Raw genomic sequence first — 25,031 nt, 5'->3', positions numbered from 1 at the left:
ATGGCACATGACCCCGCTTGTGTAGGTGTCTCCCATGTTTCAGACGTCCAGTAGCCCGGCGATGCTACCTAACCTCCATGGACTTTCGCGTTGCCGGTTGGCATACACGGAATCCGTTGCGCCTCTATACTGACGCGTCCCCTTCAAGAGCTGAAGAGAGCGAAGCCCGAAGGCTTCGCTCTCTTCGCTCCGCAACGGCAGTGCTGACCGTTACTTCTTCAGGGTGACGATCTTCTCAGCCGCGTCGGGCCCGTCGCCGTCATGGTCGACGTACAGGCCGTAGCCGTCAGCCGGATCACTGAGCTCGTTGATGACAACGTAGACCTTATAGGTGTTGACGAACTGCTTCAGTTCGATGCTCACCTTGTTGGTCCCGCCGCCGTTCTCGCTCAGGCGGATCATGGCATACTCGCCGTCAGTGGCGTTGGCGCCCTCGTCAGCCTTCAGCTCGACGTCGACGTAGTACTTGCCGTGCTTCTCGTAGGCGGCCTTGTACTTGCTCGTGATAAAGTCCTTCGTCACCTTCGCGGCCGGCACCTTGTTGCCGTGCTTGTCGGTGATGCTCAGGGTGATCTCCAGGACCTCGCCGTTCTTGAAGGTCATCTCATCGTCGCCGTCGTACGCCAGCTTGTTGGCATCGCCAGCCACGACGCTGATGCTGCGAGTCGCCTCAACCTTCGTCGGGCTGCCGCTATCGGTGACCTTAACGGTGTACCGATCAGCATCGGTCACAACGAACGGGCCGGCAACCCAAGCATCAACCGCACCGCCGCCAGGAGTGTTGACGCCGAGCGTCGCGTCGCCTTCAGCAACACCATAAGTGGTGCCGAACTTCTTCTCGATGCCGTCAATCTTCCCAACGGACAGACGATCGGTGACCGTGTAGATGTCGCTGTCGGTGAGCTTGATGCCGTTGTTGTCCGTCACCTGGGCGAAGACCCAGAACGGAGTGCCGGCGTCGACCGAGGAGACCCGCTTCCAGCCACCCTCGTCGCTGTAGGTCCACGTAGTGACACTGATGGACTTGGCCACAGAGCTGGCCACATTGACCTTGGCCTCAACGTCCTTGACAAGCTCGGTGTCGCCATCCAGGACATTAGCCTTGATGGTGTAGGTCTTGAGGTAGGAAAGGGCCAGAGCCTTGATCGTGGCCTTGCCATCCTCGCCAGTGGTAACCTCCAGCGGCGACTTGTCGGACCGGTTCTTGCCATCCAGCTTCACGTACTGGTCGGCGCCAACCGCCCAGACCTGAACCTTGAGCCCGGCCTTCGGCACGACGTTGCCCGCCTCGTCCTTGACGACCAGAGTGAGCGGGAACTCCTCGTTCGCCAGGACGTAGACGTTAGCCGGATCGAATACGGCCGTGTCGATCTCGTTGGCCTTGAACGAGACCGTACCCGTGGCCGAGGTCAGATCCTTGATGTTAGCCGTGACCTTGATGTCACCGGTCAGCTTCTTGGCCTTGACCTGGACCTTGACGCTCGCCTGACCAGCGTTCTTGAAGGCGCTCGGGAACTTCACCTTGCCGTCCTTGTCCGGGCCGTACCAGTTCTCGCCGTCGACGGAGACAGCAAGCTCGTCCTTGGCCTTGTCGCTATCGAAGACCAGCTCCAGGTCGTACGCCTTGTCAGCGGCGACGGGGACACCGTTCTTGTCGCTCAGGCGGATCTCGAACTCGAAGGCCTTGCCGTTGCCCTTGCTGAAGTCGTACTTCTTGCCGTCACCGGCCTCGTCGTTGTAGTCCCAAGTGCCCGCCACCTGAGCCTCGCTGCTGACAGCCTTGAAGACGACGTTCTTCGGATCCATCGCGTACGCTGCGATGACCTCGACAGAATCGCTGGTCAGGCCCTCAGCGGTGGCGGTGATGGTGACGGTGCCGTCAGTGTAACGGTCGACCGGCTCGATCACGAAGGGCAGCTCGCCGCCGACGTCAACGACGATCTCCTTGTCGTCGGTGTCCTCGAAGTACGCCGGACCGGTGATGGTCAGCGTCACCTCGACGGAATCGCCGGTCAGCATCTTCTCGCCCATCTGGTCGAGGACCTTGACCTTGCCGCTGAACGCGGAGTCGACGTTGATGGCCAGGTACTTATCGGCCTCCAGCTCGAGCTTGGTGGCCACCTGAGCCTTGACCTCGAAAGTCTCGGAGGCCTCGATAACGTCAGACTTCTCGTCCTTCTGGTACTTGGCAGTGAACTCAGCCTCAAGGCCCTCCATGCCCTCGGGCACGATCACCTTAAAGGTGGCTACGCCATCCTTAGCCTTAACCTGAGGGCTCTGGTCCTTCGCGAACTCGAGGTTAGTCTCGAGGGTCACGGTGTCCTCGAAGTCGGTGACAGCGTTGCCGTCCTTGTCAACGGCGGTAACGGTCACGGTGTACTCAGTAGCGCCGTTGGCAACCAGCTCGCCGTCGACAGCGATGTCGAAGCTGGCATGGTCACCGAAGACGGAGACGGTGCCCTCAGCGGTGACGGCCGCCTCGCCCTCGCCCTTGGTGCCGACGACCTTGTAGGTGCCAGGCTTGGTGGCGATGAACTGGTCGCCCTCGATGAAGGCCTCGGCGTAGTCCTCAGCCTCAGCGAAGGTGACGCCCTCGACCTTGTTGCCGTACTGGTCAACGCCGATCAGCTTGACGGCGGTGCCGGGCTTGACGGACTTGGTCTCAGCCTCAACCTTGGCCAGCGGGCCAGCCACGATCTCGATCTCGGCGGTGGCAGGCTCGAGGCCCTCGTAGGTGACGGTGATGGTGTACTTGCCAGCCTTGGTGCCAGCGGTCAGCTTGCCGTCGGCCCAGGTGCCGGCCTCGCCGGCGTCAACCTTGAAGTCGGTGATGCCGGTGTTCGCGCCCTCAGCGTCGACGATGGCCACGGGCAGGTCGATGGTAGAGCCAGCAGCCACGCCGCCCTCAGGAGCGGTGATCTGGATCTTGGCGGCCTCGCCCGGGACCCGCTCGACAACAGCCTTGGCGGAGCCAACGTTGCCGGCCCGGTCCTTAGCGGTGACCTCGATGCTGTTGGAGCCGACTTTCAGCGCCACCGCATGGGCGAAGGTGCCGTCCGGGTTGACGGTGACCTTGTCGGAGCCGACATAGACCTCAATGTAGTCGCCGGAGACGGTACCGGTGATCTCGATGGAGGCCTTGTTCGTGGTGGCGGGAACCTCACCGAGCGTCACCGACGGGACCTCGGTGTCGATCCGGGTGTAGACCGACTTGCCGTCAGCGCCCTTGTAGTTGTAGAAGATGGCATCGGCCATGGCGAACGCCAGACCGCGGGTGGCAACCTCGTCCGGGTTCGACAGATACTTCTCGACGTCGGCGTCGGTGAGCACGCCAGCGTCCTTAGCAGCGGCGATCATGTTGTCCTTCCAGTTAGCGCCGCCGCTGACCGGGATCCCGAGGAACTTCAGGGCGAAGCCCAGGACCTCGATGGCGGTAACCTGGTTCTCCGGGCCGAAGGTGCCATCGGGATAGCCGATCACGTTGCCGTTCTTCTCGGCGATGTTCTTGGCGATGGCCAGATAGCCGCTGGCCCAGTGGTTGGCGGGCACATCGCTGAAGGTCTGGGCGCCGGCCATGTACTGGGCAGACTCCTTCAGGCCGAAAGCCTTGACCAGCAGGGCCACCATCTGGACCCGGGTCAGGGTCTCATCCAGCGCGGGATCTTTGGTGCCATCCTCACGCAGGATGCCCTCCGCGATGCCGTAGTAGTTCAGCCGTTCGTAGGCCGCGTTGGCTTCCTCAGCCGTCGGGGCGGCGAGGGCGGTGCCAAACAGGCCCAGAACGAGGCTGGACGCCACGACAGCGGACGTCAGCTTCTTCATCAAGCCCATTCTCTAGTAGCCTCCTTCGTCTAAGGATCCTATAAGCTACCTTCCTCACGAGCGGTGAACATGAGGAAGCTTTGCAACCTTGGCTGGGGCTCGCCCCCGTAAGACCATTCGGGGTGAGGCGGCGGAACCTGTCCGCCGAGTAAACTAGGTTCGGCCCGCAGAGCGCAATTCCTTCTCGCGCGTACATTAGCAGTGTTTGGCCGTTCCCCTTCCACGGGGTGGGACTCGTGGCAGCCGACCGACAGGTTTAGAGACGACATTCGGGGCGGCATTGTTCCCGCTTTCCGCGCGTTTTTTGTCGCCTTGCTCCCCTTGTTCAGGGTCGCACAGAAATAGACGCCGGACAGACCGATTTGTTCCGCGAATCCGCGCGAAAACTGGAGTAAATCCCTGGGCGCGCGGAAACACCGCCCCGTGCGGGGCGGTGTTTCCCATTGTTGCGCCCTTCTGCTAGGCCGTCACCGTGCCGGGCTGGCCCTTCTGGCCCGTGCCCAGCACCCGCTTCACCAGCTCGTGCTCCCGGTTCAGCCGGCAGGCGGTGGTGGGGAAGAGCTCGTCCTTCGGGTTGGGCACCTTGTAGGTGTCGATGATCCCCTCCGCGATCGCCTGGTTCACGAGCTCGTACGTCTTCCGGTCCACGATGTCGGAACCCGCCAGCACCCGCAGGAAGTACTTCAGGCCCACAAACGGCTTGCCGTACTCGGCGCTGTCGAGCTTGCGGATCATCATCTCCATGTCGTGCATCGCCGGCGGCAGCATGCCCAGGAGCGACTCGATGGTGGTGAACTGGTTGACGAAGGACATCACATCCTTGCTCATCGTCTTCTCCACGGCCACCACGTGGACGTACTTGCCCCGGGCCCTGAGCTTCCGGATGACCTGGATCATGTCCCGGTCGCCGCAGACCAGCACGAACGTGTCGATGTCATCCCGTGTGTACATCAACTCCAGCGCATCGAGGCTCATCTCGATATCCGCCGCGTTCTTGCGGGTGCCGTCCTCGTAGTTCTTCGAGAAGACATGCCGGGGCTCCACGCTGCGCCTTTGCAGGTCGCTCATCAGCCCCCGGAACTCCTCGTGGTCGAAGTCTGCGTACGCCTGCATCAGGCAGACCTGCCCGTCGGACCGCTCCCCCATCTCCCGCAGGCTCGTAATCAGCCGGTCCAGGTCGGGCGCCACGCCGTACTGCTGCTTCATGCTCCAGTAGATGTTCTCGTAATCCATAAAGATGACCGATCTCAACTGGGTCCCTCCTCATTAGTCACCCTGCTCCTAGCTTTGGCCGATGCCGCCCCTTCCATACCACGGTTACTGGCCAGCATACGAAAACCGGGCGGACCGTGCCACACGGCACGTTCGCCCGGTTCCCCGTCATAGCGCTCCAACCCGCAGTTACAGGCGATCACCGCTTTCTTCCTCGCCCCGAGTCAGAGAACTGGATGGTGTTCCGCTTTCAAGCAGGGCCCGGCGCACCCCGGCGGCCGCCTCCCGCGGCACGAAGAGGTAGCAGCGGGCCACCGGCTGGGCCGCGATCCCCCGGATTACCTCCGACACCGCCGTCACCTCCCGGAGTTCGGGCGGATCGGTGCGGGAGAGGAGGATCTGGATCGGGGCCGTGGAGCCCTGGTCGGGCCGCACGTAGTACTGATAGGCGACGCTCGCGGCCCGGTCGATGCGGTAGTAATAGTCAGGCTCGAACCCGGCGGCCCGGAGCGCCTCCCGCACCGCCTCCTCCCGGGGGGCGCTGAGGGGCTCCTCCAGCCGAATGCCGGCCAGCAGCCGCCGGTGGAGGAAGCGCCGGCTCAGGTCGGCGAGGACCGGGTCGGGCGCCTCCGTCCAGCGCTTCACCGCGTAGAGCACGTCGGTCTCGTCCAGGGCCACGTACTGGGCCAGGCTAAGCGGCTCGCCGCTCAGCACCGGCTCCAGCGCCGGCGGCAGGAAGCCCAGGTCGGCCTTTGCGCCGCCCTGCACCAGCGCCACGGCCCGGCGCACGGCCAGCTCCAGCAGCGTCTCGCTGGAGCGGGTCGCCTTATGGAAGTAGACGTTCCAGTACATAAAATACCGAGCCAGGAGGAACTCCTCGGCCGAGGTAATGCCCTTGTCGGTGAGGACGACGTGGCCGTCCACCACCGTGAGGGTCTGGATCAGCCGCTCCAGGTCGAACTGGCCGTAGGTCACGCCGCACATGCGGCTGTCCCGCAGGAGGTAGTCCATGCGGTCCACGTCCAGCTGGCTGGCGATCAGCTCCTTCAGGAAGGGCCGCCCCTCCCAGGTTCCGCTAATCAAGGAGGCAATACGCACCGGCCAGGCCGCATTCCTCTCGGCGAGGATGTGGGAGATGCTGGAATCGGGGCTGGCGATGATGCAAGCCACCCACTCCTCGTGCCGGGAGCCCGTCACCCGCTCAAACAGGTGGGAAAAGGGGCCGTGGCCGATGTCGTGCAGCAGGGCCGCGGCACACGCCAGCGCCCGCTCGTCGGGGTCGATCTCCACCCCGTGCTCCACCAGGTGGCGCAGCACCCGATTCATCAGGTGGTAGACGCCCAGGGAGTGGGCGAACCGGGTGTGCTCCGCCCCGGGGTAGGAGATGAAGGAGGTGCCCAGCTGCCGGATGCGCCGGAGCCGCTGAAACTCCGGGCTCTGGATGAGTTTGAAGATGATCTCGTCGGTCACGGCGATGTTGCCGTGGATCGGATCGCGGAAGATGTACTCCTTCACGGGCCTCCCCCCTGGTGCGGGGCCCGGCGGCCGCCGCCAGACTGTTGAGTCCTCAATACTGCGAGGATTGTGCGAATCCCTGCCAGGTGTTCGGATGCGCGCGAAACGGCACCCATGTCAGTGTTCGCCAGTTGCGCAAACAGTATTGCAACAGATGTTCGGCTGGGATATAATGGGAGCCAGCCGCGGGGAAGGCTAGCGGCAAGCGAGGGCGTGAGACGTGGACCGCGAGAATACCAGGCGCTCTTCGGACTGATGCAGGAGGTGGTTGCGCGGCTGAAGGCACTGGAACGGGGTCAGGCCGGTCTGGCCGAGCGCGTAGCACGCCTTGAGGAAGGCCAACACCGACTGGAAGAACCACTGACGGGGGTGGCGGATCGGTTCACGGGCGTGGGGGAACGCCTGACGAACGTGGAGAAACAGCTCACGAGCGTCGAGGAACGCCTGACGAATGTGGGAGAACAGCTCACGAGCGTCGAGGAACGCCTGACGAATGTGGGAGAACGGCTCGCGGGTGTCGAGGAACGCGTCACCCGGGTGGAAGAAGGACTGGCCCAGGTGCATCCCGATTTGCAGGAGTTCCGCCGGGAAGTACGCGACAAGCTCAACCGCATGGAACGCATCGTGGCCCACCGGGACCACGTGCTCCTGGAACACGAGCGCCGGCTCTTCGGCCTGGAAACCCGGGACAAAAAGAACAGGACCTGTGCGCCGCTCTGGCTGCACAGGCCCGTTGTATGATTGGTCATTACGCCTGCTTGGACTCCCGGTACTCCAGGGCCGCCTTGATGAAATCGCGGAAGAGCGGGTGCGGCCGGTTGGGCCGGCTCTTGAACTCGGGATGGTACTGGACCCCGACGAACCAGGGGTGGTCCTCCAGCTCCATCACCTCGACCAGGTTCCCCTCGGGCCAGATGCCCACGGCCTTCAGGCCGGCGGCCTCCAGCTGCTTCAGGTAGGCGTTGTTCACCTCGAAGCGGTGGCGGTGCCGCTCGTGGACAAGCTCCTGGCCGTAAGCGGCATGCGCCTTCGAGCCCGGCTTCAGCTTGCAGGGGTAGGCCCCCAGCCGCATCGTGCCGCCCAAGTGGGTGATCTCCTTCTGTTCGGCCATCAGGTCGATCACCGGATCCTTGCAGTCCATGACGAACTCGGTGGAGTTGGCCTTCGGCAGCCCCAGCAGGTGCCGCGCCACCTCAATCACCACCGACTGCAGGCCGAGGCAGATGCCGAAGAAGGGCACCTTGCGCTCCCGGGCGAAGCGCACGGCGTTGATCTTCCCCTCCACGCCCCGGTAGCCGAAGCCGCCGGGCACCAGGATGCCGTCCACCTGGCCCAGCAGGGCCTCCAGCGCCTGCGCCGAGGAGCCGTTCTCCAGCCGCTCCGAGTCGACCCAGTGGATGTGCACCCGGGTGTTGTGGTGGATGCCGGCGTGGTGCAGCGACTCCACCACCGAAAGGTAGGCGTCCTCCAGGGCGACGTACTTGCCCACCAGGGCGATGTGCACCTCTTTCTCGGGGCGGAGCGCCCGGTCCACCAGCCCCCGCCACTCGGTCAGGTCGGGGCTGCGGTCGGCCAGCCCCAGCCGCTGGCAGACGATGTGCCCCAGCCCCTCCTCCTCCAGGGCGAGGGGGACCAGGTAGAGTGAGTCGAGGTCGATGTTGGGGATGACGGCCTCAGGCGGCACGTCGCAGAAGAGGGCGATCTTCTCCCGCAGCTCCTTGGGAATCTCCCGGTCGGAGCGGCAGACGATCACGTCCGGCTGGATGCCGATGGAGCGCAGCTCCCGCACGGAGTGCTGCGTGGGCTTCGTCTTCAGCTCGCCCGAGGCGTCAATGTAAGGTACCAGCGTGACGTGGACGAAGAGCACGTCGTCCTTCGAGGGCACCTCGTTCTTGAACTGGCGGATGGCCTCCAGGAACGGCTGCCCCTCGATGTCGCCCACCGTGCCGCCGATCTCCACCAGCACCACGTCGGCCCCGCTGTCCTCGGCCACCCGGCGGATGTTGGCCTTGATCTCGTTGGTGACGTGCGGGATCACCTGCACGGTGCCGCCCAGGTAGTCACCCCGGCGCTCCTTGGCAATCACCGAGGAGTAGATCTTGCCGGTGGTGACGTTGTTGCCCTTGCCCATGTTCACGTCCATGAACCGCTCGTAGTGCCCCACGTCAAGGTCGCACTCGCCGCCATCCTCGGTGACGAAGACCTCGCCGTGCTGGATCGGGCTCATGGTACCCGGGTCCACGTTCAGGTACGGATCAAATTTAAGGGCGGTGACCCTATAGCCTCGACTCTTGATGAGCCGGCCGAGGGACGCCGCCGTAATTCCTTTTCCGAGCCCTGAAACCACGCCGCCCGTTATGAAAATGAACTTGGCCATCGCGAGCCCCTCCCTGAATGTTCGGCCGGTCCTGGTACGGTATGCAAATACTTTACCATACTAGCCATAGGCGTGGTCTCTGTCAAGGCAGGGGAGACCGCATCAGCGGTCTTCGTCGAACTCGTCGTCCGAGAGGTCTTCCTCCTCCTCGTCCTCCAGCCCGAACTCGTCCTCCAGTTCGTCCTCCAGTTCCTCGTCCTCCTCTTCTTCTTCCCCAACCAGGTCCAGCTCATCCTCGTCGAGAACGGCCTCGTCAGCATCCTGGCCGCTCTCCGGGCGCGTGCGCACCTTGGCCGACTTCGGCTGCCACTCCCGGAGCCCCCACTCGCCGCCTCCCTGGTGGATGAAGCGCGAATCGAGGTTGATCTCGGTGTGCATCTGCGCGATCAGGCGGCCGGGATTCTCCTGGTGGATGGCTTTCACCTGCATGACCTCGCTGATGAGCTGCTTGAAATGCATCGGCTTGCCATGCTTCTTCAGAATGGTATAAGCCAGGTCGGTCACCGACATGTCAGGCTTCAGGTCCATAGGCGCTCCCATCTTCATCTACACTCCCTGTCTGTCCATCTGCCCCGATGGGCAGCCACAGGTCCACGGGCCGACCCGTCGGCCGCCGGAAAAACCGAAAACACTTTCGACCACCGCGCGCGGATTCCTGCTGCCACGGGCGGTGTCCGAAGGCGAATTTAGCCCGCGCGCGGCAATCCGTCAAGACCCTGTCAACCTATGCAGCGCACCCGCCCGCGGATACCCGGAAAAAACGGCAGACCCCGCCCTTCCCGCGAGGGCGGGATCTGCTTCAGCGGGGCGGCCGCGGCGGGCTCGATCCCTTCTGCGGTTCCGGCCGTCCGATTCCGTGTCCCCGGCTTCTCTCCCCGCAGTCAGCGTCTTCCGGCCGTCCCGTCCGGGCCATCCGCCCGCTCCAGCAGGGTCTGCACGATGAAGGCCGCCACCTGCGAGGGCAGGGTGCCCGGGCCGAAGCCGGCGTCGTAGCCCAGCTCCACCGCCAACTCATGGGTGATGCGCGGGCCGCCGCAGACCAGCACCACCCGCTCCCGCATCCCCTCGGCCTCCAGCAGGTCCACCAGCTCGGTCAGGTTGGCGAGGTGAACGTTCTTCTGCGTGACCACCTGGCTCACCAGGATCGCGTCCGCCTCCACCGCCTGCGCCCTGGCCACCAGCGTCTCGTTGGGCACCTGGCTGCCCAGGTTCCACACCCGGAATCCCTGGTAACGCTCCAGACCGTAGTCGCCGCGGTAGCCCTTCATGTTGAGGATCGCGTCGAGCCCCACCGTGTGCGCATCGGTGCCCGTGCAGGCCCCGACGACCCGGATCGGCCGGCCGATCCGCTCCGCCACGATGCGGTCGACTTCCTCCCGGGACCAGTTCGGCACCCGGGCCTCGGGCACGCGGAGCTCGTCCAGGTCCACGCCCTGCGTGGCCCGGGCGTACACGATGAAGAAGGTGTAGCCCCCGCCGAGGTCGCGCATGGCCACCACCTGCGGGTTCTCCAGGTTCATCCTGAGGCAGATCTGCCGCGCCGCCTCCCGGGCTGCGGGGCCCGCCGCCACCGGCAGGGTGAAGGAGAGCTGTACGGCGCCGTCGCCCGTCGTGTCACCGTAAGGCAGGATCACCCGGCTCATGCCGCACCGCCCCCTTTCCGGCAGAGGTCGTAGAAGGGGTTCAGGTAGTCCTCGCTCCGGGGCAACACGCCGTCGAGCCCCTTGCCGCCCTCCGGCGGCCGGCGGATACCGGCGAAGACGCCGGCTGCGATGGCCTGCAGCAGCCCCGTCTCGGCGATGGACTCGAGGAGTGCCACCGCCCGGGCCAGCACGTCGGCCGCACGCCGCTCGATGCGCCCGCCCGGCACCAGCTGGAACTCCGCGGCGAAGTGGCGGGCGTTGTTGAAAATGTAGCGGGCGTTCTCGAGGGCCAGGAACCGGTCGTGCAGGTACGGCGTGTGGATCGCCTCGGTGAGGACCCCCACCAGGTGGATCTGCTGCCCCGTGGCGACACTGGTCAGGTTGAACATGGCGTCCATCACGTGCCCCATGAAGATGTCGCCCGTCATGAACCGGGTGGGCGGCATGTACTTCAGCGGGGCGTTCGGGAAGCAGACCCGGCTGAGCAGGGCGTCGGCCATCTGGTAGAGGAGGCCGTCCTCCAGTTCCGGGTCCATCTCGAAGGCGTGGCCCAGGCCGATCTGGGCGTCGGTCATGCCGGAGCGGTGGGCAAACTGCTCGTTGATGAACTGCGAGGCCAGCACCGTGTGCGCCGCCTCGAAGGCGTCGGCGGTGGTGAGGTAGTTGTCCTCCCCGGTGTTGATGATGATGCCGGCCTCGGCCTGGATCATGCGGGCGAAGTGCTGGTCGATGAGCGTCCGCTTGGGATTGATGTCGCGGAAGAGAATGCCGTACATCGAGTCGGAAAGCATCATGTCCAGCCGCTCCAGGGCTCCCAACGCCGCGATTTCGGGCATACAGAGGCCGCTGGCGTAGTTGGTCAGCCGCACGTAGCGGCCGAGCTCTTCGCTCACCTCGTCCAGCGCCCGGCGCATGATGCGGAAGTTCTCCTGCGTGGCGTACGTCCCGCCGAAGCCCTCCGTGGTCGCCCCCTCGGGCACGTAGTCGAGGAGCGACTGGGCGGTGGAGCGGATGACGGCGATCACGTCCGCCCCCTGCCGGGCGGCGTTCTGCGCCTGCACCACATCTTCATAGATGTTGCCCGTGGCCACGATCACGTACAGCCAGGGCGACGGCCGCTCGCCGTAGCGGCCGATAAGTTCCTCCCGGGTCCGGCGGTTCCGGTGGATGCGCTCCAGGGCGGCGCGGGCGAGCCGCTCCGCCTCGGCCCGGATCTCGGCCTCGGAAAGCAGCGGCAGCTGCATCAGATCGAGCCGGCCGGCGGCCACCTCCTCCGCCAGGGCCTGGGGCGTGCGGCCTGTCCGGGCACAGCCGTTGGCCAGCCAGAAGGCGGCGCCGCGGCCCAGACCGCCGCCCTCCTGCAGAGACGAGACCACCAGGTTGGGCAGCGGCACCCCGTCCGGCCCGGCTCCTTCCACACCGAAGAGCCGCACCACGGCCCGCTCGATGGCCGTGGTGGTGTGGGCCTCGATGAAGGGCATCACCGCCCCGGTGATCCGGCGGGCCAGATCCCGGGCCCGGGTCACCTGTTCAGGGTCCACGTGCAGCATGAGCGACAAGTGTGATCCCTCCGGTTCATCTCAAGGGCGATTCGTCCGGTTCATCCTCAGGGGCGATCTACGCCTCCATCTGCAGGTTGTGGGCGATGCCGGCCACCAGGTCGGCCACCGGCCGCCCGGCCACCGCGGCCACCCGGGCGCAGAAAGCCGCGGGGTGATAACTGGGCCCCACCGGCGAATAGGCGTTGGTGGTGACGGCGGCCACGTCCACCGGCCGGCGCACCCAGACCGTCCCGCCCTGCCGGCGCCAGCGCTGCCAGACGGACCGGCTCACCAGCACGTGGGTCGCGTCCGGCACCAGCAGCGGAAGCGTGAGCCGCCGTTCCATAAGGGCCAGCAGCAGGCCGTCGGTGAGGGCCCCGCCCAGGCCCAGCACGGTTCCCGGCGGGGAGGCCGCTGCCGCCGCCGCCACGGTGGCCAGGGCGGCGAGGGCGCTCCGCACCGGCACGGCCTGCGCCGGCCCGCCCGGTGGGAGGAGGGCAACGGGCGCCGGTTTCCCGTGCGGTTCGACGCCCGAACGGCGGGCCAATCCTGGCGCAGGCCGGTCGGTGTCCAGCGGGGCATCTGGCAGACGGGCCAGGATCTCTCCTGGCGCCGGAGGCAGGTCGAAGAGCTCCAGCAGATGGCCCACCTGCGCCACGGTGGCCTCCATGGAGGCCGAGTAGGCGGCGCCTGCGGCCAGTACCGCCCGGCCGGTCACCGCCGGCCCGGCGGCCGCGCGCCGGTCGAAGGAGCCATCCACCAGGCAGAGCGACGCACCGGCCGCCTCCAGGGCCGCCAGCAGCGCCTCGACCCGCGCAACCGGGCCAGGGCCCACCAGCAGCACCGCGCCCGGGCGTGCCACCCGGCCGATCACCACCGGCCCGAGAGGCGTGGGAATGCCCGTCTCCAGGAGCACCTCCACCCGGGCGGCTTCGTGCCCGCCCGTCTGACCCGGGTCGCACCCGCTCCCGCCCACCTGTTCGAGGGCGGGCCGGGCCGTGGCCACCAAGGCCCCCGCCGGCGCCCAGACGCGGGGCTTGGGCAGTTCGGTCACCGCGTCCACCGCCTCGCCGTCCCGCCCGGTGGAGAGGAGCCCCGGGGTGTGCCCCAGCGCCGCGGCGGCCGCGACCAGGCGGTTGAGCGTCACGGTCTTGCCCGCGTTCTTGCAGAGGCCCACCAGGCTGATGCGGGCCGGAGACGGGCCGGGGCGCCGCAGGACGGCCTCCAGCAGCCGCCGGGCCAGAGCGTCAGTCATCGCCGGCCTCCTGCTGCGGCGCAGGGGCCGCAGGCTCGGCAGACGCTCCGGGCTCCAGGGTCCCGAGCGCCGCCAGCTGCTCCGGCGTGATCACGGGCTGCGGCCGGCCCACTCGGGTGACCCCCTCCGGCAGGTTCACCTCGCCCGACCGCGGCTTCACCGCCCAGAGTTCGGCAGCCGGGCCGATGCGGATCTCGCTGTGGTCGGTGCCGCAGATGGTGCACCGGCCGTCTTCGATGTGGTCCTCCGGCGCGCCCTCGTGGTAGATGCTGATCTTCCCCTCGAAGTTGCGCAGGATCACCCGGCCGTCGGAGCGAGCGATCAGGTACTGGGGCATCACCGGGATCTTGCCGCCACCGCCCGGGGCGTCCACGACGTACGTGGGCACCGCGAAGCCCGAGGTGTGGCCGCGCAGTGCCTCGATGATGGCCAGCCCCTTGGCCACCGACGTGCGGAAGTGGCTCAGCCCCTCGGAAAGGTCGCAGTTGTAGATATAGTAGGGACGGCACCGCACCTTCACGAGCTCGTGCACCAGCCGGCGCATGACGACGGCGCAGTCGTTGACCCCCTTGAGCAGCACCGACTGGTTCCCCGTGGGGATGCCGGCGTCGGCCAGCCGCTCCATCGCCTCCCGCGCCTTCGGATGCTGCACCTCGAAGGGATGGTTGAAATGCGTGTTCAGCCAGATGGGGTGGTACTTCCGGAGCATGCTCACCAGCTCGGGGGTGATGCGCTGCGGCAGCACCACAGGCATGCGGGTGCCGATGCGGATGATCTCCACGTGGGGAATCGCCCGGAGGTTCTTGATGACGTACTCCAGCCGCCGGTCGGGCACCGCCAGCGGGTCACCGCCGGAGATCAGCACGTCCCGGACCTCGGTGTGCTCCCGGATATAGGCGATGGCCCGGTCCAGCATGGCGGTGGACATGGCCTCCTGGTCGCCCACAATGCGCCGCCGGGTGCAGTGGCGGCAGTAGAGCGAGCACTCATGGGTGATGAGGAAGAGCACCCGGTCCGGGTACCGATGGGTGATGCCCGGCACGGGGGAGTCCACGTCTTCGTGCAACGGATCGCCCATCTCGTAGTCGGCCCAGGCCAGCTCTGCATACTTGGGAACGGCCTGCAGCCGCATGGGGCAGTTGGGGTCGTCGGGGTCGATGAGCGTGGCGTAGTGAGGCGTGATGCCCAGCCGGAAGAGGTGCGCGGAGTCGGTGATCGCCCGCTCCTCCTCCTCGGTGAGGTTCATCACCTGTTTCAGCTGCGCCAGGTTGGTGATGCGATGGCTCACCTGCCAGCGCCAGTCGTTCCACTGCTCCTCCGTCGCGTCGGCCCAGAGCGGAATCTCCCGCCAATCGCGCGGCTTCGAAAGCATGCCGTCGTCCCTCCCACACACGTCGGTGCGCTTCCGGTCCTGCTTGCCTCAAGAGGTCTGAACGGCCACCGAACTCACCCGACCCGGTCCCTCCTCCGGTGGCTGGTCCTCGCCCATCCGGTGCAGGTCCTGTTCCGGGCGGCCCCGGCCCGGATCAGATCGCCCCTCACACGGGCGTGCACCGGGTTTCAGGCGTAGATTTCGGTGAAGATCTCCCGCAGGGCGGGGCTCTCCCGCAGAAGGTCCAGGGCGAGTTCGGCGTGGCCCGGGTAATACCCGTTGCCGATCAGCATCTCGACCTGGCTTCCCACCCCCTCAGCCCCCAGGGCCGCGGCGGTGAACGAGGTGGCCATGCTGAAGAAGTAGATCGTGCCGGTCGGCTTCGTGGCCAGGATCGCGCCCATCTCGGCCCCGGGCAGGTTCACCAGCGAGAGCGTGAGGTCAACCTTCTCCCCCACCGCCCGCAGCACGCCCAGGGCATCGCGGGCGTCGCCCTGGATGTAGCGGTGGGCCGCGCCGAGCCGCCGCGCCCGAGCCAGGCTCTCCTCGCTGTAGTCGAAGCAGATCACCTCGGCCGCGCCGGCCCGCCGGGCGGCGTAGCTGCAGAGCAGCCCGCTCTTGCCGCCTCCGCCCAGGATCAGCACCCGGTACCCCGGCTTCACCAGCCGGGCCGTCTGGGCCGGGGCGCCGCACACGTCCAGCACCGCCAGGGCCAGGGCGTCGGGGATGTCGTCCGGGAGCCGGGCATAGATCCCGGTCTCGAAGAGAATCGCCGTGCCGGTGACCTCCACCTGGTCGGCCTCGGGCCGGACCGCGCGGACCGCCTCCAGGTGCAGCGGCGTGAGGCTGAGGCTCACCAGTGTGGCAATGCGGTCGCCCGGCCTGAGATCGGTCCGGAGCGCCGGCCCCACCGCCCGCACGGTGCCAATCAGCATGCCGCCCGACCCGGTGACGGGGTTGTGCATCTTCCCCCGCTCCGCCACGATGGCCATGACCCTGGCAGCAATGCGATCCGGGTCGCCCCCCGCCTCGTCGCTGATCTGCCGGAAGGAGGCCGAGTCGATGTTCAGCCGCTCCACGTCAATGAGGATCTCGTTGTCGTAGATCACCGGGTCGTTGTCGAGCCGCCAGGCCGGCTGGGGCAGGCTGCCTTTGGGCTCCAGCACCCGGTGCGTCCCGTAGGGACAGCCCATCGCCATTGCTGAATCACTCCCTGACGAGTGGGAATTGCAATAATCGTGCCAACACGGCGGGCGCATGAAAAAGAGGGCCCCTATGCCGAAAACCCGGCATAAGGGCCCATTGTTATGCGGATGTGCCGAAACTTGGGCGACTAGTCCGCGGGACTCACCTGCAAGGCTGGTTCACCGCGCCGCACGACCTTGCCCGGCCATCCGGGCATCATGGCGCCCAGGAGCAGGGCCACCAGGGAGGCGTAGAAGGTAAAGGTATACGCATGCTCCAGCCCCTGCGTGTACTCGGCGCAGAAGGTGCGGATCGGCCCCAGCGCCTGAGGAGGCAGCGTGACCTGGCCCACCGTGCCCGTGGTCGCTATCCCCTCCGGACCGCAGAGCACCACCCGCTCCGCCGCGGCCCCCTCCCCCTGGAACCGCTCGGCGGCGCCCATCTGCTGGGAGGTAGAGCCCGAAAGCGCAGAGGCCAGGATGGACCCCTGGGCCCGGCGGGCTCAGGGGTGCGGCATGTGCTCGGGTCGTTTCAGGCCCAGCACCTTCATGCGGTACTGCAGCGTCTGCCGCGGCAGCCCGAGGATGCGGGCCGCCCGGCTCAGGTTCCAGCCGGCCTCCTCCAGGGCTTTCTCCACCGCGGCGCGCTCCAGATATGCCAGGCGCCGGCGCAGCGTATGCCCGTCGCCGCGGTGCACGTGTGAGCGTCCCCCCTGGCTGCGGGGGACCGTTGTCCCTTCGTGCAGCGACCAGCCGTCAGGGTGCTGGACAGGCTCTTCCGCCGCGAGCCGCTGCAGGTGGGCCGGAAGGTCGGCCACGGTGATCACCGGGCCGCTGGCCAGCTGCAGGGCGGCCTCCAGAGCGTGCTCCAGCTCCCGCACGTTGCCGGGCCAGGTGTGGGTGAGGAACAGCCGCTCCACCTCGGGGCTGAGCGGGCGCGGCTCCACCCCGAGGCGGGCACTGTGCTTCGCCAGGAAGTGCTCGACCAGCAGCGGGATGTCCGACCGGCGCTCTCGCAACGGCGGCAGTTCCAGGGTCACCACGTTGATGCGGTAGTAGAGGTCGCGCCGCAGCCGTCCGGCCGCCACAGCCGCCGCCGGGTCCTCGTTGGTGGAGGCGATCACCCGCACGTCCACCTGCCGCTCGACGGTCTCGCCTACCCGGCGGATGCGGCCGTCCTGCAGCACCCGGAGCAGCTTCGTCTGCAGGTCCGGTTGCATCGAGTTGATCTCGTCCAGGTAGAGCGTGCCGCCGTCGGCCAGTTCGAAGAGCCCGGGCCGGTCCTCTGCGCCCGTGAACGAACCCCGGGCCGTGCCGAAGAGCAGCGACTCCAGTAGCCCTTCCGGCAGTGCGGCACAGTTCTGCGCCACCAGCGGGCGGCGCCGCCGGGAGCTGGCCGCGTGAATGGCGTGCACCAGGAGTTCCTTCCCGGTGCCCGTCTCGCCGCAGACCAGCACCGGCGAGTCGCTGCAGGCGGCCTTCAGCGCCTTCTCCTTCACCGCTGCCATGAGCGGGTGCTCGCCCACCAGGTCGTCCATGGTATACCTGGCGCCGCTGGCCCCGGCGCTCCGGCCGCCCCTCCGGCCCAGCAGCTCTGCCTGCAGGCCGACCACCCGCTCGGAGAGCTCCCTTACCCGCGTGACGTCCCTGGAGACCTCGATCGCACCCACCAGCCTGCCCTCGTGGAAGATCGGCAGGGTGGAGTTGACGGTGGTCACCCGCTGGCCCTTGTAGTTGGTGAAGGTCTGTTCGTGGGCCGGGATGGGCTGCCCGGTGGCCAGCACCTTGAGCAGCGTGGAGGTGGCCGGCGTGAGCGAGGGGAACACGTCGAGCAGGTGGCGGCCGACCACCTCTTCCGGCGTGAGGCCGTCGTTCAGCCCCGCCTGGTGGTTGTAGAGCACGGTCACGCCGCTCTCATCGACCACGTGAATGCCCTCGTCGATGACGTCCATCAGGGCCTTGAGCAGTCGCGTCTGGTCGATCACGCCTCTCCCTCCCGCGCGGCTGGCTGACGCATGGACGCCGTGAGAGCCCCGGCCCACCGCCGGGCCCGTGCTGGCGGCGCCTGCGGCGCGACCGCCTTTGTGCTGGCCGACTGCCGGATCCGCACCGGACACGGCCGCGCATCAGTGCGCCGCCTGCCCCGGCTCCGCCGCCCGCCCGGACAGTTCGGCCAGTCGAGCCCGAATCCGGGGGATCACCGCCTCGGCGGCGGCCCGGCCGCGGGCCACCAGCTCGCCCACCCGGTCCAGCTCGAACACGCTGAACTCCTGCAGGTCGGGCCGGATGAGCACGTCGGCGTCGGCCGCCGACTCCCGGATCAGGGGCTGCTGCACCAGGGCCAGACTCTCGAGCATGATATGTATCAAGTTCCGGGGCGGCTGGGCCGGGCTCCGCCCCTGGCTCAGCTCCACGCCGATCACCAGGTCTGCCCCCATCTGGCGGGCGGCCGCCGCGGGCACCGGCTGGCTGATGCCGCCGTCCACCAGGGTGTGCTGGCCCGACCGCACCGGCAGGAACAGGCCAGGGTACGCACAGCTGGCCCGCACGGCGGTGGCCACCCGACCCTGGGTGAGCAGCACGGCCTGCCCGGTCAGCAGGTCAGTGGCCACGGCGGCGAAGGGCAGGCACAGGTCGGAGAAGTGGAGGTCGCCCACCCGGGCCACCAGGAAGCGCTCCAGCCCGCTGGCGTCCAGCAGGCCCTCGCGCCGCAGGCGCAGCCGCACCAGCGATCGCCAGTTCATCTCACCGGCCAGCCGCTCCATCTGCCCCGGGTCGCAGCCCGCGGCGAAGAGCGCGCCTACCAGGCTGCCGGCAGAGGTGCCCGCCACGACGTGAACCGGGATGCGATGCGCCGCCAGGGCCTGCAGCACGCCGATGTGCGCCACGCCCCGGGCGAAGCCGCCCCCGAGGGCCAGCCCGATCCTGGGCTCTCGCGCCATGCGCCACACCTCCTCTCTTCGCCGAAAATTCGCCGGACTCCTTGGAATCTGACGCCGACGCCCACCAGCCTATGCAACAGGCAGGGAGGACGGTGCCTCCCTGCCTGCATGTCGTCTTCTAGTAGCTGAACGTGGCGGTGAGAGACGGGAAGGTGCCTCCCTGCTCCCGGGGCAGCGGCGGCACGGTCAGGCTGATCGCCTCCCCTGCGGGCGCCGCATCGCAGTACAGCTGGAAGTGGATCGCCCCCCGGCCCTGCTCTGCGGTGAGCGACCGGCAGGTGAGCGGCCCTGATTCGGTGCTGGCGGTGGGCATCAGCGCCCTCTCGTCCTCCGGCAGCGTGAGCCCCTCGCCCCGCAGCGTGTAGGCGATGCGCAACGACTGGTCGCTCAGCGCCGCCGCGGTCACCGTGAGTTTGAGCCCTTCGGCCTCTGCGGTGACGTTCAGTTTCACCGACCGCTGGGGCCGGAAGAGGGCTGCGGTCATGCGTTGCTGCGGGTCCAGGTGGATCTCCAGGTCAGGTTCCAGCAGGTGGGCCGCGAGCGCCCCCAGGAAGGGCACCGACGCGACCTGCTGTGCAAACTGGGGCTGGGTGGACAGGGCGAACAGGAGCACCGCAGCCGCGGCCGCCACCGCCGTGATCGCGGCGGCCGCGCGCCGCCGGGTGAAGCGGCGGCTCTCGCCCCGCAGGCTGCGCTGGATGCGCTCCGCCACATCCGGCGGGCACACCCCTTCGTTCACCCACTCCTTGAGCCCCCGGGACAGCTTGTCGCTGATGTCTCGCATCGCGTTGGCCTCCTCTGAGCAGGCCTCGCACTGCATCAGATGTGCCTCAATGGCGGCGCGCTCCTGCGGTGAGAGCGTACCGTGGAGGTACGCGATCAGCTCCGATTGGATCTGCTCACACTGCATCGACTCCGCGCCCCTCCTTTCGTTCCCCGAGAGCGTTCAGGCGGTTGCGCAGCTGTTTCATCGCGGCGTGCAGGCGCGACTTCACCGTGCCCAGGGGGATGTCCAGGGCCGCGGCGATCTCCTCCAGTTGCATGTCGTTCAGGAAGCGCAGCACGACCACGGCCCGGTAGCGCTCGTCCAGGCTGCGCACCGCGTCCCACACGTCCCCGTCCAGGGGCAGGTCCACCTCCGTGACGGGGTGTGCGGTGAGGTCCTCGGGCCGCTCCACGGGGATGACCCGCATGCGCTTGCGCAGGATCTGAGTACAGGTATTCACGAGGATGCGCCGCATCCAGGCGGAGAACGCCACGTCCCCGCCCCGGAGCTGCCCAAACGCCCGGTAGGCGCGGATCGTGGCCTCCTGCAGCGCGTCGGCGGCATCGGCCTCGTTACCGAGAATCGCCCAGGCGGTCCGGTAGAGTTTCCCCTGCTCGTGCCGGTAGAGTGCGAAGAAGCGCTCCTCCATGGTCACGCTGGTATCCCCTCCTTCTCGGCGCGCCCCTGCCGCCGAACGCCTCTCGCCATCAAGAGCGCGTCACGGGGGAAAAAGGTTCGGCAGGCGATGCACAATAAGCGACGAATCACGTATCGAGGTGATCTTCCACATGAGAGAGGCTCTGGTCCGTTGGGCCGGCGGAATGGCGTTTGAAGCCCGGGTGGGTTCCGGTCACACCATCGTCATGGATGCAAGCCGCGAGGTCGGCGGCGAGGACAGAGGCCCCCGGCCCGGGGAGCTGCTGCTGGCCGCGCTGGGCGGCTGCACCGGGATGGACATCGTGTCGATCCTGCAGAAGATGCGGGTGGACTTCGACCGGGTGGAGGTGGCGGTGGAGGCCGAGGCGCGGGAGGAGTACCCCAAGTACTACGATCGTTTTCGCGTGATCTACCGGGTCTTCGGAAACGACGTGCCCGCGGACAAGGTCAAGCGGGCGGTCCAGCTTTCGGAGGAGCGCTACTGCTCCGTGGGCGCCCTCTTCAGCCACGGCGCCAAGATTACCCACCGCATCGAGATCAACGGCGAACCTGTAGAATAAGCGCAGACAAGCGAACGGAGCCCGCACCCGCGTGCGGGCTCCGTTCATTGTAACATATCAAAGGTTTGGTGTGCGCCTACAACACCGACTCCTCCGGCTCGACCTCCAGGAGGCCGATGGAAACCGCGTACCGCACGAGTTCGGGGAACGTGTTGACCTCCAGCTTGCGCATGATGCTGGCCCGGTGCGTGTCCACCGTCTTCGGGCTGATATACAGCGCCCGCGCGATGGCCTTGTTGGTGTAACCGTCCACCAACAGCCGGAAGACCTCCTGCTCCCGCGGCGTCAGCTCCTCGTAGCGGCCGGTGGCCATGCGCGCTTTGCGGCCCTGTAGGTACTCCGCCACAATGTGCGTGGAGCTGTCGGGGCTGAGGTAAGTCCGGCCTTGGTGCGCCCACCGCACCGCCCGCAACACCTCGTCGCTGGGTGAGATGCCGACCGGCAGCACTTCCAGTATTTCAAACTCCGGCCCGTAGGCAGAGGCAGGCATGCGCACCCTCTCCTTCCCGCATCCGGCCGCCTGCAGTCCGACGGCCGCTGCCGCACACCCGTGGCACACCGCGTCCATCGTACCACGGGAACGGGCATCCTTGAGGGCACGAAAGCACCAAGGGCGGGTTAGCTTCTTATGCCACCGCCCCGTTTACCACCAGAAACTCGGGTAGCGGCGCGGGTACTTCTCGGTACGGGCCCAGAGGGTGTTGTACAGTAACGCCACGATGACGGTAGCACCTGCGAGAACGGGGCTGATCACCCGGCCCGAAGCCAGGCCCATCGCCCAGAAAGCCGATCTGCCCGTCAGCATGTACACAGCGAGCCCACCGAGTGCGGCCGTTTCCACGTCTCCCTGGCGCGCAAAAGGGGCCTGCCCGCGATCGGGCAGACCCCATTCGATCACACGTTACATCCGCTCGGGCGCCGAGACTCCGAGGATCCCCAGGGCGTTGGCCAGCACGATCCGGGTGGCATCCACCAGCACCAGCCGGGCCCGGGTGAGCGCCGGGTCGTCCGTCACCACCCGGCACCGGGTGTAGAACTGGTGGAACACCGTGGCCAGCTCATTGAGGAACCGCGGGATGCGGTGCACCTCCCGGGAGTCCGCGGCGCCGATGACCTCCTCGGGGAACTCGGCCAGCTTGCGCATGAGTTCGACTTCGGACTCGTCGGAGAGCAGCCTGAGGTCCACCTCGGATGCGGTAGGCACGTCGATGCCCTGCTCCTTCGCCTGCCGCAGGATCGAGCAGATGCGGGCGTGGGCGTACTGCACGTAGTAGACCGGGTTGTCGCTGGACTTCAGGTTGGCCAGGTCCAGGTCGAAGTCCATGTGCGTGTCGAGGCTGCGCATCAGGAAGAAGAAGCGGGCGGCGTCCACCGAAACCTGCTCCAGCAGCTCCTCCAGCGTGACGTAGTTGCCCTTCCGCTTCGACATGCGGTACTCCTGGCCGTCTTTGAACAGGCGGACGATCTGCGTGAAGAGAATCTCCAGCGAGTCCCTCGGGTGGCCGAGGCACTCCACCATCGCCTTCATGCGGCCCAGGTAGCCGTGGTGGTCCTGGCCGAGGATGTCGATGAGGGTGGTGAAGCCCCGGTCATACTTGTCCTTGTGGTAGCAGGCGTCGGCGGCGAAGTAGGTGTACTCCCCGTCAGACTTCACCAGCACCCGGTCCTTGTCGTCGCCGTAGGCGGTGGTGCGCATCCAGATGGCGCCGTCCTTCTCGTAGGCCTCGCCCTTATCCAGCAGCCACTGCACCAGCCGGGCCGGCGCCCCCGCTTCCCGCAGGCTCCGCTCGCGGAACCAGCGGTCGAACTCGACGCCGTAGCGGCGCAACACCTCCTCGTGGCCCTTCCGGAAGTACTCCGGCGCCCAGGTCTCAAGGAAGGCGAGCCGCTCCTCCTCCGGCCGCTCCAGGAAGTCGGGGTACTGCTCCAGCAGGTGCCGGGCGCACTCGATGACGTCCTCGCCGGGGTAGTAGCCCTCGGGAATCTCCACTGTTGCCCCGCGCAGTTCCTGTGCCCGCAGGTCGACGGTGCGGGCCAGGATCTTCACCTGGTTGCCGGCGTCGTTCACGTAGAACTCGGTCTTGCAGTCGTAACCGGCCCAGTTGAGCAGGCGGGCGAGCGCAGAGCCAAAGGCGCCGGCGCGGGCCTGCACCAACACCATGGGACCGGTGGGGTTGGCGCTCACGTACTCCAGCAGGATCTTCTGCCCCCGGCCGTGATCGCTCTTGCCGTAGTCGGGCCCCTCGGCCTGAATGGCGGGGAGCACCTGGTGAACCCAGCCGTGGCGCAGCCGCAGGTTGATGAAGCCGGGTCCGGCGATCTCCACCGACTCGATCCAGGTGCCCTCCGTCTCCAGGTGGTCGACGATCGCCTGGGCGATGACGCGCGGCGGCTTCTTCTCCTGCCGGGCCATCACCATGGCCAGGTTGGTTGCGAAGTCTCCGTGAGCCTTGTCCTTCGGGCTCTCCAGCATGATCTCCGGGGCCGGGCCCACGAGTTGGCCGGCCGCGGCCGCCCGCGTCACCGCGTCGGCCAGGGCCTGCCGAATCTCGCTCTTGACGCTCTCGATCACGCGCATCTCCGGTCCGTCCTCCTATCTCTCATTAGCCGAACGCCAGGATCGCCTCGCGCAGCAACTTGGCCGCAAGCACCGGCGTCCGGTCGGTCGGGTCGAGTCCCGGGGCCACCTCCACCACGTCGAGCGCCACCACGTTGAGGCCGCGCATCGCCAGCAGGGCGTCGATCATCTCCCGGCTGGTGATGCCTCCGGGTTCCGGTGTGCCGGTTCCCGGCGCGAAGGCCGGGTCCATCACGTCGATGTCGATGGTGACGTACACCGGCCTGTCCCCCAGCGTGGGGACCACTCGTCGGAGCGGCTCCAGAACCTCGTGGGGGAAGAGGTGGCACTGGCTCATGCCGAACTCGTACTCCTCCCGCGTGCCGCTGCGGATGCCGAACTGGTAGAGGTTCCGGGCCGGCAGGAAGTCGAGGCAGCGGCGCATCACCGTGGCGTGGGAGAGCGGGTTGCCCAGGTACTCCTCCCGCAGGTCCGCGTGGGCGTCGAACTGCAAGAGCACCAGGTCGTCGCCGTACCTCTCGTACGCCGCCTTCACCACGGGCAGGGTGACCAGATGCTCGCCGCCCATCATCAGGGAGAGCTTGCCATCGGCGAAGAGCCGGCGTGCCACCTGTTCGGCCCGCGCCAGGCTCTCGCGCACGTCGCCGTAGACCACCGCCACGTCGCCCAGGTCGAAGAAGTTCTTCTCCGTGAGGCTCTGGCCGGAATGGTAGCTGAACTCCTCGATGCCGTACGAGGCCTCCCGGATGCGCACGGGGCCGAACCGCGTGCCCGGGCGGTAGGAGGTGGTGAAGTCCTGCCCGATTCCCCAGAGCACCGCCCGGGCGGAGGCGTAGTCGTCCGACGACGCCATGAAGTCAGCCAGCCGCTCGATGTGCGGGAAACCGGCGAAGTTGCGCCCGCCCATGGCTACCGCCGCTCCTCCTCCGCCGCCACGAGGTCGGCCACGAAGCCCGGCAGCTGGAAGGCGGCGAAGTGAACCGCGGGCGTGTAGTACTTGAGGCGGCCGAGAGCACCGATCCGCTCCTCCGGCCGGGCCTCCAGCGGGTCGTACTTCTTGGAGCCCAGCGTGAAGGTCCAGAGCCCGGTCGGGTAGGTGGGCACGTTGCAGGTGTAGAGCCGGGTGATGGGGAACGACCGGCGGATGCCCCGGTACGCCTGCTGGATGACCGGGGCGTTTACCCACGGGGATTCGGTCTGCGCCACGAGGATGCCGTCGTCCTTCAGGCAGCGGTAGGCGCTGGCGTAGAACTCGGCGCTGAACAGCCCCGCCCCGGGGCCGATGGGCTCAGAGGAGTCGATGATGATCACGTCATACTCCGCCTGGTGCTCCCGCACCCACTGGATGCCGTCCTCCACGTGCACGTGCACCTTCGGGCTCTCGCGGAGGGCGACGGAGATCTGCGGGAAGTACGTCTTGCAGCACTCGATGACGCGCTCGTCGATCTCCACTAGATCCACGTGCTCGACGCTGGGGTGGCGGGCGACCTCGCGCGCCATGCCACCGTCACCCCCGCCGACGATGAGAACCTTCCGGGGGTTGGGGTGCGTGACCAGGGGCACGTGGGCGCCCATCTCGTGGTAGACGAACTCGTCGCGGTCGCAGG

At 67.4% G+C, this 25,031-nt stretch carries 22 protein-coding genes; 2 read left to right on the top strand and 20 right to left on the bottom strand.

Translation table 11 applies throughout. The features are described from left to right. Positions 1 to 210: 210 nt before the first annotated feature. The 3 genes from AB2385_RS00885 to AB2385_RS00875 all read right to left on the bottom strand — a co-directional run bounded on the left by AB2385_RS00885 (position 211) and on the right by AB2385_RS00875 (position 6,549). Positions 211 to 3,831, bottom strand: a complete 3,621-nt coding sequence (locus AB2385_RS00885; RefSeq protein WP_367653018.1) for an S-layer homology domain-containing protein — start codon at positions 3,829 to 3,831, stop codon at positions 211 to 213. Positions 3,832 to 4,281: 450 nt separating this feature from the next. Next, on the bottom strand, positions 4,282 to 5,073 hold the full coding sequence (locus AB2385_RS00880) for an NYN domain-containing protein (protein ID WP_367653017.1): 792 nt from the start codon (positions 5,071 to 5,073) through the stop codon (positions 4,282 to 4,284). A 150-nt stretch (positions 5,074 to 5,223) separates the two neighbouring features. Continuing rightward, a complete protein-coding gene (locus AB2385_RS00875; RefSeq protein WP_367653016.1) occupies positions 5,224 to 6,549 on the bottom strand; it encodes an HD domain-containing protein in 1,326 nt (441 codons plus the stop codon). A 255-nt stretch (positions 6,550 to 6,804) separates the two neighbouring features. Here AB2385_RS00875 and AB2385_RS00870 point away from each other — a divergent pair, with 255 nt between their 5' ends. Continuing rightward, positions 6,805 to 7,290, top strand: coding sequence for a hypothetical protein (locus tag AB2385_RS00870; protein WP_367653015.1), 486 nt, complete (start codon positions 6,805 to 6,807; stop codon positions 7,288 to 7,290). 7 nt (positions 7,291 to 7,297) lie between these two features. Here AB2385_RS00870 and AB2385_RS00865 read toward each other — a convergent pair whose 3' ends face one another. The 12 genes from AB2385_RS00865 to AB2385_RS00810 all read right to left on the bottom strand — a co-directional run bounded on the left by AB2385_RS00865 (position 7,298) and on the right by AB2385_RS00810 (position 20,278). After that, positions 7,298 to 8,926: a CTP synthase gene (locus AB2385_RS00865; RefSeq protein ID WP_367653014.1), complete on the bottom strand. Its 1,629-nt coding sequence runs from the start codon at positions 8,924 to 8,926 to the stop codon at positions 7,298 to 7,300. Between the two features lie 102 nt (positions 8,927 to 9,028). Then, positions 9,029 to 9,454, bottom strand: a complete 426-nt coding sequence (gene rpoE / locus AB2385_RS00860) for a DNA-directed RNA polymerase subunit delta (RefSeq protein ID WP_367653013.1) — start codon at positions 9,452 to 9,454, stop codon at positions 9,029 to 9,031. A gap of 353 nt (positions 9,455 to 9,807) precedes the next feature. Next, positions 9,808 to 10,569, bottom strand: a complete 762-nt coding sequence (locus tag AB2385_RS00855) for an OAM dimerization domain-containing protein (RefSeq protein ID WP_367653012.1) — start codon at positions 10,567 to 10,569, stop codon at positions 9,808 to 9,810. Beyond that, entirely contained in the window at positions 10,566 to 12,119 is a 1,554-nt protein-coding gene (locus AB2385_RS00850) for a lysine 5,6-aminomutase subunit alpha (RefSeq protein WP_367653107.1), read from the bottom strand. Before AB2385_RS00850 ends, AB2385_RS00855 begins: the two co-directional genes overlap by 4 nt. Before the next feature lie 67 nt (positions 12,120 to 12,186). Beyond that, entirely contained in the window at positions 12,187 to 13,365 is a 1,179-nt protein-coding gene (locus tag AB2385_RS00845) for a hypothetical protein (protein WP_367653011.1), read from the bottom strand. After that, entirely contained in the window at positions 13,358 to 14,737 is a 1,380-nt protein-coding gene (ablA, locus tag AB2385_RS00840; RefSeq protein ID WP_367653010.1) for a lysine 2,3-aminomutase, read from the bottom strand. The genes AB2385_RS00845 and ablA overlap by 8 nt, the downstream gene beginning before the upstream one ends. A 188-nt stretch (positions 14,738 to 14,925) precedes the next feature. Beyond that, positions 14,926 to 15,936 carry an L-erythro-3,5-diaminohexanoate dehydrogenase gene (locus AB2385_RS00835; RefSeq protein WP_367653009.1) on the bottom strand — a complete coding sequence of 337 codons (1,011 nt, stop codon included), beginning with the start codon at positions 15,934 to 15,936 and terminating at the stop codon, positions 14,926 to 14,928. Positions 15,937 to 16,070: 134 nt separating this feature from the next. After that, the gene (locus AB2385_RS00830; RefSeq protein WP_367653008.1) at positions 16,071 to 16,364 is read right to left on the bottom strand and encodes a hypothetical protein; all 294 of its coding nucleotides are present in this window, start codon (positions 16,362 to 16,364) and stop codon (positions 16,071 to 16,073) included. 60 nt (positions 16,365 to 16,424) lie between these two features. Next, positions 16,425 to 17,906: a sigma-54 interaction domain-containing protein gene (locus tag AB2385_RS00825; RefSeq protein WP_367653007.1), complete on the bottom strand. Its 1,482-nt coding sequence runs from the start codon at positions 17,904 to 17,906 to the stop codon at positions 16,425 to 16,427. 141 nt (positions 17,907 to 18,047) lie between these two features. Further along, positions 18,048 to 18,863 (bottom strand): patatin-like phospholipase family protein, encoded by an 816-nt coding sequence (locus tag AB2385_RS00820; RefSeq protein WP_367653006.1) that lies wholly within the window; start codon positions 18,861 to 18,863, stop codon positions 18,048 to 18,050. Between the two features lie 118 nt (positions 18,864 to 18,981). Then, complete coding sequence (locus tag AB2385_RS00815; RefSeq protein ID WP_367653005.1) at positions 18,982 to 19,773, bottom strand: anti-sigma factor; 792 nt, start codon at positions 19,771 to 19,773, stop codon at positions 18,982 to 18,984. Beyond that, positions 19,763 to 20,278: an RNA polymerase sigma factor gene (locus AB2385_RS00810; RefSeq protein ID WP_367653106.1), complete on the bottom strand. Its 516-nt coding sequence runs from the start codon at positions 20,276 to 20,278 to the stop codon at positions 19,763 to 19,765. The genes AB2385_RS00815 and AB2385_RS00810 overlap by 11 nt, the downstream gene beginning before the upstream one ends. A gap of 139 nt (positions 20,279 to 20,417) precedes the next feature. Here AB2385_RS00810 and AB2385_RS00805 point away from each other — a divergent pair, with 139 nt between their 5' ends. Further along, positions 20,418 to 20,846, top strand: coding sequence for an OsmC family protein (locus AB2385_RS00805; RefSeq protein ID WP_367653004.1), 429 nt, complete (start codon positions 20,418 to 20,420; stop codon positions 20,844 to 20,846). 76 nt (positions 20,847 to 20,922) lie between these two features. Here AB2385_RS00805 and AB2385_RS00800 read toward each other — a convergent pair whose 3' ends face one another. The 5 genes from AB2385_RS00800 to speE form a co-directional block, all read right to left on the bottom strand. Beyond that, a complete protein-coding gene (locus AB2385_RS00800) occupies positions 20,923 to 21,336 on the bottom strand; it encodes a response regulator transcription factor (RefSeq protein WP_367653003.1) in 414 nt (137 codons plus the stop codon). Positions 21,337 to 21,489: 153 nt separating this feature from the next. Continuing rightward, positions 21,490 to 21,657: a hypothetical protein gene (locus AB2385_RS00795; protein WP_367653002.1), complete on the bottom strand. Its 168-nt coding sequence runs from the start codon at positions 21,655 to 21,657 to the stop codon at positions 21,490 to 21,492. A gap of 90 nt (positions 21,658 to 21,747) precedes the next feature. Next, a complete protein-coding gene (gene argS / locus AB2385_RS00790; RefSeq protein ID WP_367653001.1) occupies positions 21,748 to 23,424 on the bottom strand; it encodes an arginine--tRNA ligase in 1,677 nt (558 codons plus the stop codon). A 25-nt stretch (positions 23,425 to 23,449) separates the two neighbouring features. Then, complete coding sequence (gene speB / locus AB2385_RS00785) at positions 23,450 to 24,331, bottom strand: agmatinase (RefSeq protein ID WP_367652999.1); 882 nt, start codon at positions 24,329 to 24,331, stop codon at positions 23,450 to 23,452. 2 nt (positions 24,332 to 24,333) lie between these two features. Then, the coding region (speE, locus tag AB2385_RS00780) for a polyamine aminopropyltransferase (RefSeq protein WP_367652998.1) at positions 24,334 to 25,031 on the bottom strand (698 nt) is incomplete at its 5' end.

Source organism: Symbiobacterium sp. (assembly GCF_040797425.1).
In the GTDB taxonomy this organism is placed as follows: domain Bacteria; phylum Bacillota; class Sulfobacillia; order Symbiobacteriales; family Symbiobacteriaceae; genus Symbiobacterium.
This window is presented reverse-complemented; position numbering and strand designations above follow the sequence as displayed.

Bases quoted from the DNA above. Each gene is read 5' to 3' on its own strand.
- AB2385_RS00885 (WP_367653018.1), bottom strand. From the start codon at position 3,831: ATGGGCTTGATGAAGAAGCTGACGTCCGCTGTCGTGGCGTCCAGCCTC.
- AB2385_RS00870 (WP_367653015.1), top strand. From the start codon at position 6,805: ATGCAGGAGGTGGTTGCGCGGCTGAAGGCACTGGAACGGGGTCAGGCC.
- AB2385_RS00865 (WP_367653014.1), bottom strand. From the start codon at position 8,926: ATGGCCAAGTTCATTTTCATAACGGGCGGCGTGGTTTCAGGGCTCGGA.
- rpoE (WP_367653013.1), bottom strand. From the start codon at position 9,454: ATGGACCTGAAGCCTGACATGTCGGTGACCGACCTGGCTTATACCATT.
- AB2385_RS00855 (WP_367653012.1), bottom strand. From the start codon at position 10,569: ATGAGCCGGGTGATCCTGCCTTACGGTGACACGACGGGCGACGGCGCC.
- AB2385_RS00850 (WP_367653107.1), bottom strand. From the start codon at position 12,119: ATGCTGCACGTGGACCCTGAACAGGTGACCCGGGCCCGGGATCTGGCC.
- AB2385_RS00845 (WP_367653011.1), bottom strand. From the start codon at position 13,365: ATGACTGACGCTCTGGCCCGGCGGCTGCTGGAGGCCGTCCTGCGGCGC.
- ablA (WP_367653010.1), bottom strand. From the start codon at position 14,737: ATGCTTTCGAAGCCGCGCGATTGGCGGGAGATTCCGCTCTGGGCCGAC.
- AB2385_RS00835 (WP_367653009.1), bottom strand. From the start codon at position 15,936: ATGGCGATGGGCTGTCCCTACGGGACGCACCGGGTGCTGGAGCCCAAA.
- AB2385_RS00830 (WP_367653008.1), bottom strand. From the start codon at position 16,364: ATGGGCGCCGCCGAGCGGTTCCAGGGGGAGGGGGCCGCGGCGGAGCGG.
- AB2385_RS00820 (WP_367653006.1), bottom strand. From the start codon at position 18,863: ATGGCGCGAGAGCCCAGGATCGGGCTGGCCCTCGGGGGCGGCTTCGCC.
- AB2385_RS00815 (WP_367653005.1), bottom strand. From the start codon at position 19,773: ATGCAGTGTGAGCAGATCCAATCGGAGCTGATCGCGTACCTCCACGGT.
- AB2385_RS00810 (WP_367653106.1), bottom strand. From the start codon at position 20,278: ATGGAGGAGCGCTTCTTCGCACTCTACCGGCACGAGCAGGGGAAACTC.
- AB2385_RS00805 (WP_367653004.1), top strand. From the start codon at position 20,418: ATGAGAGAGGCTCTGGTCCGTTGGGCCGGCGGAATGGCGTTTGAAGCC.
- AB2385_RS00800 (WP_367653003.1), bottom strand. From the start codon at position 21,336: ATGCCTGCCTCTGCCTACGGGCCGGAGTTTGAAATACTGGAAGTGCTG.
- argS (WP_367653001.1), bottom strand. From the start codon at position 23,424: ATGCGCGTGATCGAGAGCGTCAAGAGCGAGATTCGGCAGGCCCTGGCC.
- speB (WP_367652999.1), bottom strand. From the start codon at position 24,331: ATGGGCGGGCGCAACTTCGCCGGTTTCCCGCACATCGAGCGGCTGGCT.